14 protein-coding genes and 4 tRNA genes are annotated in these 15199 nt (G+C 39.6%); 1 reads left to right on the top strand and 17 read right to left on the bottom strand.

Translation table 11 applies throughout. The features are described 5' to 3' along the window. Nucleotides 1-86 (top strand): IS3 family transposase (locus DK866_RS18660; protein ID WP_157955987.1); only part of this gene is annotated, 86 nt, incomplete at its 5' end. A 56-nt stretch (nt 87-142) separates the two neighbouring features. Here DK866_RS18660 and DK866_RS18665 read toward each other — a convergent pair. The 17 genes from DK866_RS18665 to wecA form a co-directional block, all read right to left on the bottom strand. Beyond that, a complete protein-coding gene (locus DK866_RS18665) occupies nt 143-460 on the bottom strand; it encodes a hypothetical protein (RefSeq protein WP_109410118.1) in 318 nt (105 codons plus the stop codon). A 950-nt stretch (nt 461-1410) separates the two neighbouring features. Beyond that, nucleotides 1411-1487, bottom strand: a tRNA-Pro gene (locus DK866_RS18670). A 28-nt stretch (nt 1488-1515) separates the two neighbouring features. Continuing rightward, nucleotides 1516-1602, bottom strand: a tRNA-Leu gene (locus DK866_RS18675). 22 nt (nt 1603-1624) lie between these two features. Further along, nucleotides 1625-1700 (bottom strand) — tRNA-His (locus DK866_RS18680). A gap of 65 nt (nt 1701-1765) precedes the next feature. Next, nucleotides 1766-1842 (bottom strand) — tRNA-Arg (locus DK866_RS18685). Nucleotides 1843-2059: 217 nt separating this feature from the next. Further along, nucleotides 2060-2797: a lipopolysaccharide N-acetylmannosaminouronosyltransferase gene (wecG, locus tag DK866_RS18690; RefSeq protein WP_109410119.1), complete on the bottom strand. Its 738-nt coding sequence runs from the start codon at nt 2795-2797 to the stop codon at nt 2060-2062. Further along, complete coding sequence (gene wzyE / locus DK866_RS18695) at nt 2797-4161, bottom strand: ECA oligosaccharide polymerase (protein WP_109410120.1); 1365 nt, start codon at nt 4159-4161, stop codon at nt 2797-2799. The genes wecG and wzyE overlap by 1 nt, the downstream gene beginning before the upstream one ends. Beyond that, nucleotides 4158-5243, bottom strand: a complete 1086-nt coding sequence (locus DK866_RS18700) for a TDP-N-acetylfucosamine:lipid II N-acetylfucosaminyltransferase (RefSeq protein WP_109410121.1) — start codon at nt 5241-5243, stop codon at nt 4158-4160. Before DK866_RS18700 ends, wzyE begins: the two co-directional genes overlap by 4 nt. Then, complete coding sequence (gene wzxE, locus DK866_RS18705; RefSeq protein WP_109410122.1) at nt 5240-6496, bottom strand: lipid III flippase WzxE; 1257 nt, start codon at nt 6494-6496, stop codon at nt 5240-5242. Before wzxE ends, DK866_RS18700 begins: the two co-directional genes overlap by 4 nt. Before the next feature lie 2 nt (nt 6497-6498). Then, nucleotides 6499-7629 (bottom strand): dTDP-4-amino-4,6-dideoxygalactose transaminase, encoded by a 1131-nt coding sequence (rffA, locus tag DK866_RS18710; protein ID WP_109410123.1) that lies wholly within the window; start codon nt 7627-7629, stop codon nt 6499-6501. A gap of 1 nt (nt 7630) precedes the next feature. Beyond that, nucleotides 7631-8344, bottom strand: a complete 714-nt coding sequence (rffC, locus tag DK866_RS18715) for a dTDP-4-amino-4,6-dideoxy-D-galactose acyltransferase (protein WP_109410124.1) — start codon at nt 8342-8344, stop codon at nt 7631-7633. Further along, nucleotides 8322-9203, bottom strand: a complete 882-nt coding sequence (rfbA, locus tag DK866_RS18720) for a glucose-1-phosphate thymidylyltransferase RfbA (RefSeq protein WP_109410125.1) — start codon at nt 9201-9203, stop codon at nt 8322-8324. Before rfbA ends, rffC begins: the two co-directional genes overlap by 23 nt. A 19-nt stretch (nt 9204-9222) precedes the next feature. Next, on the bottom strand, nt 9223-10290 hold the full coding sequence (gene rffG / locus DK866_RS18725) for a dTDP-glucose 4,6-dehydratase (RefSeq protein ID WP_109410139.1): 1068 nt from the start codon (nt 10288-10290) through the stop codon (nt 9223-9225). After that, nucleotides 10287-11549 (bottom strand): UDP-N-acetyl-D-mannosamine dehydrogenase, encoded by a 1263-nt coding sequence (gene wecC, locus DK866_RS18730; RefSeq protein WP_109410126.1) that lies wholly within the window; start codon nt 11547-11549, stop codon nt 10287-10289. The genes rffG and wecC overlap by 4 nt, the downstream gene beginning before the upstream one ends. Beyond that, nucleotides 11546-12676 (bottom strand): non-hydrolyzing UDP-N-acetylglucosamine 2-epimerase, encoded by a 1131-nt coding sequence (gene wecB / locus DK866_RS18735; protein ID WP_069369918.1) that lies wholly within the window; start codon nt 12674-12676, stop codon nt 11546-11548. Before wecB ends, wecC begins: the two co-directional genes overlap by 4 nt. A 127-nt stretch (nt 12677-12803) precedes the next feature. Continuing rightward, the gene (wzzE, locus tag DK866_RS18740; protein ID WP_109410127.1) at nt 12804-13862 is read right to left on the bottom strand and encodes an ECA polysaccharide chain length modulation protein; all 1059 of its coding nucleotides are present in this window, start codon (nt 13860-13862) and stop codon (nt 12804-12806) included. A 24-nt stretch (nt 13863-13886) separates the two neighbouring features. Then, a complete protein-coding gene (wecA, locus tag DK866_RS18745; RefSeq protein ID WP_109410128.1) occupies nt 13887-14975 on the bottom strand; it encodes a UDP-N-acetylglucosamine--undecaprenyl-phosphate N-acetylglucosaminephosphotransferase in 1089 nt (362 codons plus the stop codon). Nucleotides 14976-15199: the final 224 nt, after the last annotated feature.

The following is a 15199-nucleotide window of genomic DNA, read 5'->3' on the forward strand; positions in this document are numbered from 1 at the left end:
TCAAGTATTACAATACGGAACGGATCAAGATAAAATTAAAAGGACTGAGTCCGGTTCAATACCGAACTCAGTCTTTACCTAACTAATTTAAACTGTCCAATAAACTGGGGTCAGTTCAATTATTGAGGGTTTTTTATTTTATTTAAAAGCCATGTTGAAATAACAACACCACTTCTACACATAAAGTCAAAAAGATATATACCCAAGCAATACGGTAAAAACGGCTGGGTATTCCTTTCACGCTTTCTTGATTAAATGACAAATAATATTTTCTTGCTTGGTAAAACACCACGATATAAATCAGTGCAATCCCCTGACAAAGAAAAGCCACATATTTAGCCCATGATTTGCCACCAATAATTAGCATAATCAACGGGATCAAAAAGAATAACAATGGGCCAAACTTCTCTATAAGAAAGAGTCTTTCCTGTGCAAGGTATGCTTTTTGTTTATTTATCATAATGCTGCTATCTCCCGCCTATCCTTGCGCTGGATGATAACGTGATAACGCGATGAACACAAAACGGATGAGCTCTATGGCGTAAAAAAGAGCATATAGAAAAAAACGCCTGTATAAAACTATACAGGCGCATAAATATACAATCAGGTCTACAGACGGATGGTGCCTCACTCAACGTTTCGTCCTGTTGATGATGAATGATGTTCATCGTTAACGTGGACGTAGGCACCGAATAATCGGCTCTGCATCATTCCTAGGTTTATGAAGTCAAAGCTATCATAAGGAGTGGAATGAGCATCTACAATATAAATAATGCATTTAGCGTGCCAATTTTTATTTTTTTGATAATAAAAATCTCCCACCTCAAAAAGATAAGATAACTTATTGAATTTTAGTTTCCCTTTTCTGTTTCACTCATTCTTTATGATAAAAAGTACGTCACCTATGCTTTCATGCAGCTATTGCTAAATAGAAAAGAAAATATAAGGCCTAACATACGTCTCTTTTTCACGACAAGAAAAACACACAAGTTATTTAATGGCATTAAATCAATAGGTTAAATGTCACCTATTGACGACATTAAAAATGCTAAGTGTTGGCATTTGCCGACATAAAAAATAAAATCCTTATATTTCATATAATTAAATTATGATTTTTTATCAACTCACCTATTCATTTTATGAAGATTAAAATAAGGCAATAAATTAAATTATTAATAAAGCTTAAGTGATAAGACCAGATATCACTTATAAAGAGTGACGATATTATTCTTATGTGAGATCAATTAAGAATAAGCACCAGAAAAAATAGCCAAAGCTAAAATTGGATATGGATATGGATATGGATATGGATATGGATATGGATATGGAAAATAAATATGCTGAGTTTAAATGTAAAGTTATAAATCGCAGATACGAAAAAGCCCCGATAAAATCGGGGCTTTCTCTTATTGGTCGGCGAGAGAGGATTCGAACCTCCGACCCACTGGTCCCAAACCAGTTGCGCTACCAGGCTGCGCTACTCGCCGTCTGAATCACTGCTCTTATCTTGTTTATTGGTGCGAAGGGGGGGACTTGAACCCCCACGTCCGTTAGAACACTAACACCTGAAGCTAGCGCGTCTACCAATTCCGCCACCCTCGCATAAACAATAACTAAGATAAGATGGGGTGGCTAATGGGACTCGAACCCACGACAACTGGAATCACAATCCAGGGCTCTACCAACTGAGCTATAGCCACCATAACAGCTATCTTATTTACTTCTTACAACAACGCTCTTCACCGTAACTCTTAGCACGCTTTAATGGCGCGCCCGACAGGATTCGAACCTGAGACCTCTGCCTCCGGAGGGCAGCGCTCTATCCAGCTGAGCTACGGGCGCTTCACGCCGTTGCGGGAGAGGATAGTACGGATTTACGCACTGTCTGTCTAGTGCTTTTTGAAAAAAAAAGTTTGTTTGACGATAGTTTGTGCATTTCGTCGATAAATGGAGCGTTTTTACACGCTAAACGCCCCACCAGTATAATAATTAAACAATAAAGATGCTAGATGAAAGTGTGAATAAATCATTTAGCTAACAAACAAACGTTCAATGAGCATCACAATTTATTGGAATAGTAGTATCCAACAAATTTTAGCAACTTAAATTGGCGTTTAATTCGGCTTGGTTGTGATAACAAACGATATAACCATTCTAAGCCAAGGTTCTGCCATGTTTTAGGTGCTCTCTTAACATGACCTGTAAATACGTCATAAGTCCCCCCCACTCCCATATATAATGCATCAGGGTAAATCTCACGACATGCACGAATAAATAACTCTTGCTTAGGTGAACCCATAGCAATAGTCACTATCTTCGCACCAGAGGCCTTTATACGCTCAAATAACGCATCTCTATCTTGAGGTGTGAAGTAACCATTTTGACTCCCAACAATATTCACATTCCATTGTGATTTTAGCTTATCTTCGGTTTGAGCTAGAATTTCTGGTTTGCCACCAACAAGAAAGACTGGCGTTCCTTCTTTACCTGCTCTTTCCATTAATGCTTCCCATAAATCTGCGCCCGCAATACGAGAAACATTGGCATCTGGATACTTACGGCGAATACCACGCACAACACTAATGCCATCGGCATAAAGATAATCTGCTTCGTTAAGCAATTCATTCAAGGCTGTATCGGTTTCTGCGGTTAGGATTTTTTCTGCATTTATCGCAATTAGAGATCCACTTTTTATTTGTGTTCCTTCATAAAGATAATCCAGAAAATGAGCCATATCGCGAAATCCCCAGATATTATGTCCACGGATTGAATACTTCGGAATTGAATTGGGTCCCATTACTTTTCCTTTTTCTCTAAACGAGGTTCACCTTGTATTTGACGAGTCACGTAATTACGCACTAATCCCGCGCTTTCAAATAACCAATACAGCAGTTTTGCAACAACTAAACATAAACCAAAAACCAGACAGAAAAACACAACACGAGAGACAAAGGAATCAACCCCTTCTCGCGCTAAAACAATCATATTAAAAATAGCCCCAAAGCAGAATGCTTGTAAAATAGCGGATTTATAACGATTGTTTTCATTAAGCCCTTGCCGATACAACCAATCAAACCATTTAATAATTAATCCCACCACGATTGCACCTAATGGGATAAACACAACGCCCCCCATCACCACTAAAGAACCAATTAAGGTTGGTGAAATCGCAAGGCCTGCATGGTAATCGAGGACTTCCCATGTAAAGTAGTTTGCTGAATTGAGTACCACATCGGGACGCTCAGGCCAAACCCAAGAAGGAATAAAAACATAAAAATCACGAATAATCGGAGCAAGCCCTTGGAACTCAATCTTGTCATAATTATCAAGTAATAATGCTAAATTTTCCCAAGGAGAGAACGTATCACGAGTTAGGTACAAGAAAGTATAGAAAGCCTCAGCTCCACTGACATCAAGCCCATAGCGTTTTAATGCCAGCCAGAACATCCCGACAATACTCATCACCCCCGCAGCAACCAGCATCCACAACGTTATCCAACCACGAACAATGCCGATAAATAAAAACAGAGCAAAAGCGATAATGATATTCGCGCGAGTTCCACCCACAATGATATAAGTTAAAATTCCGAAACCGACCGTTGCACACAGGAAGAAAATCCAGCGTTGTTGTGTCGGTTTTAAGAAATAAACCACCAGCATGGCGGGAATAAAGAAGTAGAAAAAGCGCTTAAGCGCCACACCAGATACTTGGCTTGAAAAAATTTGGCTGTATGTTTTGAGCTTAAAGAGTAAAAAACCATTTTGCAGGAAGAAAATTCCCACTGTCACAAATGCAATTAATGCCAATAAGATCCAAGTAAGATTAGTTTCTACTCTATTCATCGTAAATAACGACCTAGAAGGGCCGCTAACGGGTTTTCTCAACCTAACCTTATAAGTTACATAATAAATAGCATAGAAGCTGGTAGAAGCTAATAATGCGTATAATAATGAATCAACAGGAACAACGGCCACATCAAATTGGAACACCAACATACAGGTCAGTGGAAAGCCAAAATAGAATGTCAGCAAATAGAGCATTGAGAAAAAAACATTAAAATTAAAACGAACTCGACGAAACTCTTGATAAGTCAGTAATAAAATAAAACTTAAGGAGATAAAATAAACGAGTGTTAAGCCACCCAGTTCCGCCAATGTCATTGGGGCTCTCCTGTGCTTATCTCAATCAACTGTTTCCAACCTTCAGTAAAATTAGGTGCAAAGAAGGCGATATTTTGGCGATCAAGCATAAGTAATTGACGTTGAGCTTCTTCAATCAGTGCAACATCTAATTTATCACCTGAGAAAAAGACTGGAACATTTTGTTCTGTTAAATCTTGCCAAAATGGGTTTTGACGGCTAATAACAAAAGGGATCGCAAATTGGATAAGTAAACAAAGCGTACCAATGCCTTGCTGGCGATGAAAAATAAAATAGCCTAAATCGCATGTCTTTAGTAAGGCTAAATAATCATCAAATGCCAGTTTGGCACGTAAAATTTCAACCTGATTATCAGGAAGTAACTGATTAACAGCGTGAGAGACTTCATCAATATATGCGTCATTATTATCAGGATATCCCATTGGGATAATCACTTTTGCGCGCGTTCCATATTGTTCTGCTATCGATTGTAATGCTTCAACATGGCGATTTGATCTGTCCCCTGAATTTCCGACAATAATAGTGATTTGCTGTGCATCAATAGATGACTTTTCTGTCACAGTCAAAGCAGGGTCCATTCTTGTTGGGAAATAGAGCAAACTTGCTGGAATATTAACGTTAAATTGCGCGAAGTAGTTAAGATCACCTCGTGTGCCAAACACTCGCCCTACCCGTTTTTGTGCCAACTTACGAAGAAGATAAAACAGTCTAAATTTGAGTTGCTTAGAATCCTGATACAGATCAGCCCCCCAAATATGCCACCAAAACTGATGACGCTTAATTTTACCTGTCAGTAATGCTAGCCAAATCGGAGCATTAAATTGGCCTAAAAAAAGGAATCGTTGGTGAGTATCGGCCTTTGCCAATGTAATCACTCTCTGCGCAACCTGCTTTTTATCCGCTAAACACTCAATGTCTAAAGCTGGGTAGCTTTCTTGCAGTGAAGTATCTTTACTGGCAACGATAAAACGAGGTTTATACGTTAATCCCGCCTCAGTAACGAGGTGGTCGTTAAAAAACCGTAACATTGTGTTGTTATGATGCACAATGTCTGAACCTAGTACGTAAATCAAAGTTGTCATTTGCGCCTGCAATAAATCACGAAAACAGAACTACAGAGAAGGAAGTAAATAATATACGTTGCCATATAGGCTTGAGCAGCACCAAGTGCGCCATGTTCAGGAATAAGCCAACGGGAAAATAGTGTTAGTAAAGCAAATTGACTTACTTCTGTAAGGATATAAAAACGTAGTGCCGCTTTTGCAATGACCAAATAGCCAAAGACATAGGCGCCTACCTTTAAAACATCTCCGACAAGTTGCCATGCAAATAAATCACGCATAGCGACAAATTTATCTGAAAACAGTAACCAAATTGCAAAATCACGCAATAACCACACCATAAAACTGGCAACGGCAACCGCAGGAAGTACAAACTTCAGTGATTTCACGATCTCTTTGGTAATATCACTCTTTTGCGTTAATCGAGAGAGTGTTGGCAACAAATAAACAGAAAAAGAGGCTGTAATAAACTGCAAGTAAGCATCTGAAATGCTAGTTACGCCTTGCCAAATACCAACATCATCCCAGCTATAATGCTCAGCAAGTAGATTACGCATCATAATATAAGCGACTGGTAACGTAATCGATGTCAGTATCGCCATAATAGTAAATTTACCAAGATGGCTTGCTATTGCCTTATCCCAACGAGGTTTAAGCTCACTTAACGCAAATCGCTTACGTTTTACTACTAAAAATGTAGCAGGAAATAAAATAAGTGCAGGAACTAATGCAAGTCCAATTAATGCACCGTGATAACCCGCAAATAAATAGCATAAATAATAAGCAATAACACCAATGATGCTACCTGCGATCACAGATAAGGCATTACCAGCTGCATCACGATAACCTTTTAATATGGCAAGAAAATAGTTGCTATATGCTATTCCCATTTGAATAAAAGCAACGGCTCTTACAATATCCTGATATTGATGATAATCATCACCAAATAACACTTGGCTAATGGGAGCAGAAAAAAGAAGAAATAAAACAGCTAATAGTGTAGAGAACAGCAAGATCATAGCCGATGATGTGCCCAACACATTTTTGCGTTGAATATCATCATCTTGATATTGTGCGATTAATTTCGTTACACCATTAAAAATTCCCGCACCAGACAATACACCAAGTACGGTAATTAATTGACGAAAGTTACCTGCTAATCCCACGCCAGAAGGACCAAAGGAGACAGCGAGTAACTTGACGACAAGCAGACCAGCCCCGATTTTTATCAGGGTTGATCCCGCTGTCCAAATTGATGCTTTGGCTAATGACATAATTAAGCAAAGAAATCGCGAATATGGCCAATAACGGTTTGCTGTTCTTCTTCTGTCATATTGTAGAACATAGGTAAACGCACTAAACGTTCACTTTCTTGCGTAGTGAAAATATCTTCACCATCAAAACGGCCAAATTTCATACCTGCTGGGCTGGTATGCAATGACACATAGTGGAAGACAGTTAAAACATCGTGCGCTTTCATATAATCATTAAACGCAGTACGTTGCTCGATATTGTTCAGTTTGATATAGAACATATGCGCATTGTGTTCTAATCCTTCAGGAACGATTGGAAGCGCTAATAAGCCTTTCTCTGCTAATGGTGTCAATGCGTCATAGTAAATCTGCCAAAACGCTAAGCGACGTTCATTAATTTTTTCAGCTTCTTCAAGCTGTGCCCATAAATATGCAGCTTGTAAATCTGACATTAAGTAACTAGAACCAATATCACGCCAAGTGTATTTATCGACTTGTCCACGGAAAAATTGGCTACGATTAGTGCCTTTTTCACGGATAACTTCTGCACGATTGATTAAGTCTGGATCGTTAATGAGCGTTGCACCACCCTCACCACCTGATGAGTAGTTTTTAGTCTCATGGAAGCTATAGCAACCAATATGACCAATAGTGCCCAAAGCCTTACCTTTGTAAGTTGACATGACACCTTGTGCAGCATCTTCGATAACAAACAGATTATGTCTTTTCGCAATAGCCATAATCGTGTCCATTTCACACGCAACACCCGCATAATGAACAGGCACGATAGCACGAGTTTTGTCTGTAATTGCCGCTTCAATTTTTGTTTCATCGATATTCATGGTATCTGGACGAATATCAACAAAAACAATGGTTGCCCCACGTAATACAAACGCATTAGAGGTCGAAACAAAGGTAAAACTCGGCATAATGACTTCATCGCCTGACTTGATATCTAATAAGATAGCAGCCATTTCAAGCGATGCAGTACAAGATGGCGTTAACAGCGTTTTATGACAATGAAATTGTTCTTCTAACCACTTTTCACATTTTTTTGTGAAATTGCCATCACCACAGAGCTTGCCACTTTCCATGGCCTGTTTCATATATTCTAATTCGGTGCCGACAACGGGTGGTTTATTAAACGGAATCATATTATCCCCTGTATAACCAATAAGTGGTGCTCTCTATTAAGCCCCCACTGTGTGTGTATAAACGCGAAGCTGCAATATTGCTGATTTGTGTTGCAACATATAGGGTTGAAATACCTTGCTGTTGACACCAAAACTTCGCGGCCGACATCAGTTGTTTACCAATGCCTTGTCCTGTTCTATTGGGCATTACCGCAAGTAACCCCACTCTTGCTTCACTTTCAGATAGACGACGTAAAGTGACAAAACCACTTATGTTATTTTCAATATCATAAGTTAGTAAGCAGATATCATCGAACGTGCCTAGTACGGCTTTTTTAACCCATAATGCGTAAAAACGACTGCTATCGTCTTCTTGATACCAAGGTGCTCGAAAACGACTTTGTACAAAAGCCTCTGATGCAGTTGTCATCAGTAAATTAATATCAGCGTCATTGGCTTTTCTAAAACATAATTCAGACGCTTTCTTACAAGCATTTTCTATGCCAATTGGAAGTTTAAAATCAATTTCACCTTCCGCAAATTGAAAACCTAATTGACTGAGTTTATCGATGAGTGAAAGCTCATGAGATGCGACTTTAGCCTGAACCAGAGCAAATGCATCAAGCTGTTTGTCTATTAATACTGGCGCTTGAGTATCAAACTCAAGACGCCCTGTTTTGAGTGAGAAAAATTCACTTTCCCACTCAAGATAATTAATATTGGCGAGGACGGACATGTAATAAATCCAATAGATAGCGACCATAACCCGTTTTAGACAGTGATTTTGCACTTTCTCTTACTTGGTCATCAGTGAGCCATCCATTACGCCAAGCAATCTCTTCAAGACACGCCACTTTAAATCCTTGGCGCTTTTCAACTGTTTGAACGAAAGTACTGGCTTCAATTAAACTGTCGTGAGTGCCGGTATCTAACCATGCAAAACCACGCCCTAACAGTTCAACATTAAGCTCACCACACTCAAGATACATCTGATTAATAGACGTAATTTCTAGTTCACCACGAATAGAGGGTTTTACTTTTTTAGCAAAATCCACCACACGGTTATCGTAGAAGTAAAGTCCTGTTACTGCCCAATTAGATTTAGGCTGTTCCGGCTTTTCTTCAATCGACAGTACTTTGAAATCATCATCAAATTCAACAACACCAAATCGTTCAGGGTCCATTACTTGATAACCAAAAACTGTCGCTCCGCGTTCACGTTGAGCAACTTGTTTTAGTTTTGGACTAAACCCTTGACCAAAATAGATATTATCGCCTAACACTAAACAGCAATGATCATCACCAATAAATTCTTCACCTAAAATAAACGCTTGAGCTAAACCATCTGGCGATGGCTGTATCTTATATTGAAGATGAACACCAAATGCAGAACCATCACCTAATAAACGTTGGAATGAGGTCATGTCATCGGGTGTTGTGATGATCAAAATATCTCGAATACCAGCAAGCATCAGAACTGAAAGCGGATAATAGATCATGGGCTTATCGTAGATAGGCAACAACTGTTTCGATACCCCTTTGGTTATCGGATGTAGTCGTGTACCAGAGCCACCCGCTAGAATAATACCTTTCATCATTTATCCTTTTACTTAATCAGTTTCCAAGCCCTAAACGTTCACCTGCGTAAGAGCCATCAAGTACACGTTTCCACCATGTTTCGTTATTTAAGTACCACAAAACAGTTTTACGAATACCTGATTCAAATGTCTCTTCGGGCTTCCAACCTAATTCAGCTTCAATTTTCGCAGCATCAATGGCATAACGCAGATCATGACCAGGTCTATCTTTTACATATGTAATTAAATCAGCGTATTGAGCAACACCTTCTGGTTTTGCTGGATATAACTCTTCTAATAGCGCACAAATTGTTTTAACAACATCAATATTACGGCGCTCATTATGACCACCAATATTGTAGGTTTTACCCGGTGTTGCTGTTGTTGCGACTAAATAGAGTGCTCTAGCATGATCTTCAACATAGAGCCAATCACGAATTTGCTCACCTTTTCCATAGACAGGTAATGGCTTTCCTGAAATCGCATTTAAAATAATTAAAGGGATTAATTTTTCAGGGAAATGATAAGGGCCATAGTTATTTGAACAGTTTGTGATCACCGTAGGTAAGCCATAAGTCCGTAACCATGCACGTACTAAATGGTCACTTGATGCTTTAGAAGCAGAATAAGGGCTACTTGGGGCATAAGGTGTGGTTTCAGTAAAGAAATCATCTGTACCTTCTAGATCGCCATACACTTCATCTGTTGAGATATGGTGAAAACGAAATGCCGCTTTCTTATCTTCAGAGAGTACTTGCCAATAATGACGAGCCGCTTCCAGTAATGTGTAAGTACCGACAATATTGGTTTCAATAAATGCCGCAGGACCATCAATAGAACGGTCAACATGACTTTCTGCTGCTAAATGCATCACAACATCTGGTTGATATTGAGCAAATAAGCGGTCAAGCTCTGCTCTATCACAGATATCAACTTGCTCAAACGCATAGCGTTCACTGTTAGCCACTGTCGCTAATGACTCTAAATTACCGGCATAAGTCAGCTTATCCACCACAACAACACTGTCATTGGTGTTTTCAATAATATGTCGAACAACAGCAGAGCCGATAAAACCGGCTCCACCCGTAACTAGAATGCGTTTCAACGCCATACTCCTTTCGTATCTACAATCCATTTTTGAGTGACTTTACTACCTGGGATCGCTTTAAATTGCTGATGATCAACGAGCATTAAGACAATATCAGCATCTTTTAGTGCTTGCTCAGTTGACACTAACTCCGTGATCCCTTTCAGTTTTGTTGGTAACTCATGAATATTAGGTTCAACAGCCCATGTTGTACCGCTGTGCCAATCTGCCACTTGTTTGGTAATGTTCATAGCTGGGCTTTCACGTAAATCATCAATGTTAGGTTTAAAGGCTAAACCAAAGCAGGCTATTTTAATTTCATTAGCACGTTTACCCGTTTCAGTCAGGCAATCAGCAACCGCAGCTTTCACTTGATCAATAACCCACACTGGTTTGCCATCATTGACTAAACGCGCAGTGTGAATTAAACGAGATTGCTTTGGATTTTGTGACACGATAAACCAAGGGTCAACTGCGATACAGTGTCCACCAACACCTGGACCTGGTTGTAAAATATTGACGCGTGGATGGCGGTTCGCCAAGCTAATTAGCTCCCACACATTGATATCTTGGTCAGCGCAAATCAGCGATAATTCGTTAGCAAATGCAATATTAACATCACGGAAGCTATTTTCCGTTAGCTTACACATTTCCGCGGTACGTGCATTGGTGATAACACATTCACCTTCAAGGAAAATTTTGTATAGCTCACTCGCACGCTCGGAGGATTTACGGTTCATTCCACCAACAACTCGGTCATTGCGAATAAGCTCAATCATAACCTGGCCTGGTAATACACGCTCAGGACAATAAGCAATATCAATATCTGCTTCTTCACCGTCTTGATGAGGGAACGTTAAATCTGGGCGAGCTTCGGCTAACCACTGTGCCATTTGTTCAGTAGAACCAACCGGTGACGTCGATTCAAGGATAATAAGGTCACCTTTTTTCAGTACAGGTGCAATAGAGCGAGCCGCCGATTCAACATAGGCTAAATCAGGCTCATGTTCACCTTTAAACGGTGTTGGTACCGCAATAAGGAAAGCATCTGCTGGCTGTGGCGTGGTATAGGCTTTTAAATGCCCCTCTTCAACGGCTTGTTTAACAACTTTATCGAGATCAGGTTCAACAATGTGAATTTGACCTTTATTAATTGTATCAACTGCATGCTGATTAACATCAACACCGATGACGCTTTTTTTACGAGAGGCAAAAGCTGCCGCTGTAGGTAAACCAATGTAGCCGAGGCCGATAACAGAAATAGTTTCAAAACTCATAATGTCACCTGATTTTTTTTCAATGCTTCAAGAATACGTTGGCAGGCATGTCCATCACCATAAGGATTTGTCGCCTTACTCATTTGGTGATACGCGTTTTCGTCTGTCAATAAAGAGGTTACTTCGCTAACAATACGTTTGGTGTCGGTTCCCACCAAGCGAACAGAACCCGCTTCAACTGCTTCTGGGCGCTCTGTTGTGTCTCGCATGACCAGAACGGGCTTACCTAATGAAGGCGCTTCTTCTTGGATACCACCAGAATCGGTCAAAATAAGGTAAGCATGGTTCATTAGATAAACAAATGGGAGATAATCTTGTGGCTGTATTAGTTTAATGTTGTCAATACCGTGAAGAATGCGTTGAACAGGCTCACTCACATTTGGGTTTAAGTGAACAGGATAGACAACTTCAACATCAGGGTGCGCTAAGGCAATTTCAGCTAATGCTTGGCAAATACGTTCGAAACCACCACCAAAGCTTTCGCGACGATGCCCCGTCACAAGGATCATTTTTTTATCTGGCTGAATAAAAGGATAGTTTACAGCGAGTTCATTTAAGAGTGTTTGATTGCCCATCACTCTATCACTCACCCAAAACAGTGCATCAATAACAGTATTTCCAGTAACAAAAATATTTTTATCTGCAACCGCTTCTCGTACCAGATTTAATTTTGCTGTCTCTGTTGGTGCGAAATGATACATGGCAAGATGCCCTGCAATGGTACGGTTGGCTTCTTCTGGCCATGGTGAATAAAGATTGCCTGTACGCAATCCTGCTTCCACATGACCAACCGGAATTCGTTGATAAAAAGCGGCTAAACTTGCTGCCATGGTTGTCGTTGTATCACCATGCACCAAAACAACATCAGGTTGGAATGATGCTAATACCGGTTTTAACCCTTCTAAAATACGACAGGTAATATCCGTTAAATCTTGTCCTGGTTTCATAATATTGAGATCATAATCTGGTTTGATCTCAAAAAGATTTAATACCTGATCAAGCATTTCTCGATGTTGGGCCGTAACACATACCTTCGCTTCAAACGAATCATCATTTGCTAAAGCGTGCACTAAAGGTGCCATTTTTATCGCTTCAGGGCGTGTGCCAAAAACAGTCAACACTTTCACAGTGGCTCTCTTTTTTTCGTTGTTATATCGCTTATTTTTGGGAAAGCAATATGCCCTTATACTCAATACATCAGGTGCCGAAACACCTGATGTCTCGTTATTGTCATCAGACAAAATTTAATAATTATTATTTTTTTAATGAGCTACGTCTTACTAATGCAACACCTGCACCTGCCAATACACCAATTGCACCCCAAAGCACCATCATAAAGGCACGACGAGGACTATCACGTTTTACAGGATCTTCAGGAGTACGTAAGAAACGGTAAGTTTGGAAGTTATCTTGCAATTTTGCCCCCACAGCGAGGGTCGCTAACATTGCTGTATTTTGATCATAATCACTATCAAAATCAGCACCTGTTGCTACTAAAGTTTCTAGTTGCGATTGCAATAGAGGAACGCCTAGCAGAAATAATTTAGAGTCAGGTAACTCATCAATTGCAATAGAGGTCTGTTTTTGAGAAATACCTTGTTTCTCAGCAACTTTTATTGATTGCTCTAATAAGTTAATTTGACGTTGGTAAGCCGCTTGAGCTGCCATTTCTTGGCGTTTAACTAACGCTTTCATTGACTGTGTTCTTGTTGCCCATGCGGTTATCACTTCATCATTAAGATGAGTAGATGCTCTTTTATTAGCGAAAGCGATATATTCATTTAATAATTGGCTCGCCTCTTTTGATGATTCTGCAATGAGTCTTAATTGATCATTAACCAACTTTTTCTCATCAGAAGGCGTAAATTGAATATTGTTAATTAACTCATCCAATAACGCAGCATTAGCTTGCTCATCATTTTCTTTGCGTTGCTTGAAATAATCCGTTTGTAGCCAAAACTCGCGACGAGTATCAAAAGCAGCAATTTGAGTAACAAACTCTTGATAAGCTTCATCAGGAATACTTAAAGCTGGGTTTTGTGCTGATGGATTAATTTGTGTATCAAGATTACGTAAAAACTGAGATTGCGAATAATAACTGCCTAAGTTATTTATCGTTGGTTTCTCTGTCATTGCGATTGCACTCCATTTAGGTTGCATCAAATAAGATGCCCCAAGTGCAATCACGGCAAAAAGCAGAGCGAACCCTATAATCCAGCTTTTTCCTGACCAAAGCGCACAACAAAGACCTCTGATATCGAGTTCATTATCTGGCTGATTACCCTGTCGGGAGGCGTTATTTTCCGAGTTCATCACGTTAAAAGACCTCTGCTTATATTAATGCTGTTGTGTTGCTCTACGTAAGCGACGCTTATGTCGTTTAATAAAACGAGCGACTCGCCACGCGCGTTTAATGCAATAACCATACATAACAAATGCAAGCAAGAATAATGCCAACATGAACCATTCAGGAACAAATGATAGGTTTTGACCAATAATACCAATCGCGGCTAAAAGTGCAGCAGCCACAGTTATTAAAATAAAGGCTTGGCGAGAGGTAAAACCCGCACGCATAATCAAATGATGAATATGTTGACGGTCTGGTGAGAAAGGGCTCATCCCTTTACGTAAACGGCGGTACATAATTGCCACCATATCCATAAGAGGAATAGCAATTATCCATAATGCAGTGACTGCTTTTACAGGACGAGGCTGAGTCTGTGTTGATGCAACTAATAGCCAAATAATTGTAAACCCAATCAGGGTACTACCAGCATCCCCCATAAAGACTTTGAATTTTTTACCGCAAACCCCTAGGTTTAAAAGGATATAAGGCAAAATTGCAGCAATAAATGAGAAACACCAGAATGCGAGCGCAGAATTACCACTTTGATATAACAAAATACCTAACGCGCCAAAAGAAACACAAGAAAGACCACCTAATAACCCATCAATACCATCAACCATATTGAAAGCATTAATTGCTGCCCAAACGGCAAAAAGTGTCACAATGTAACCAAAAGGCCCTAAATGCATTTCCCAAGGACCAAAAGCATGACCAAGTGTGTCCAGCTTTAATCCAGCCCCCACCATCATCACGATCCCAACAAATGCTTGGATAGTTGCTCTTATTTTGACGCTAATATCGAAGCGATCATCTAACGCACCAATAAAAACAAGAAGTCCCGCACATGCCAGATACAATTCCTTATGAGGAATGTAGATATCTGAAATATAAAATGCGAAAACAATACCAAAATAGACTGAAATCCCGCCCACAAGAGGGATCAATCCATGATGTTTTTTACGATAATTCGGTTTATCCACGAGTCCTATTTTTTTTGCAATTTTACGAGCCAAGAATAAAAATGCGAAAGAAAATAAGAACACATAAAAAACGCTTGTGCTCATTTTTAGTATATCCACAGTACTGTTCTCTATAATAAATATAGCTGGTTATTTTACCCTTCCATGTGTTTTTATTCTTTTTCCAGCTCCACCACGACGAGTTTATTCAAAACTCACCACCCTTCATCAATTATAAGTTTTCCTTAACTATTTTTATTGATGCCATCGCTATTTTTATCAATTACTAAAACATGCAATATATATACCAACTTCTCGCTAAGATATTGCACTCAAAATTTAAT

It is taken from the genome of Proteus genomosp. 4 str. ATCC 51469 (assembly GCF_003144375.1).
GTDB lineage: Bacteria > Pseudomonadota > Gammaproteobacteria > Enterobacterales > Enterobacteriaceae > Proteus.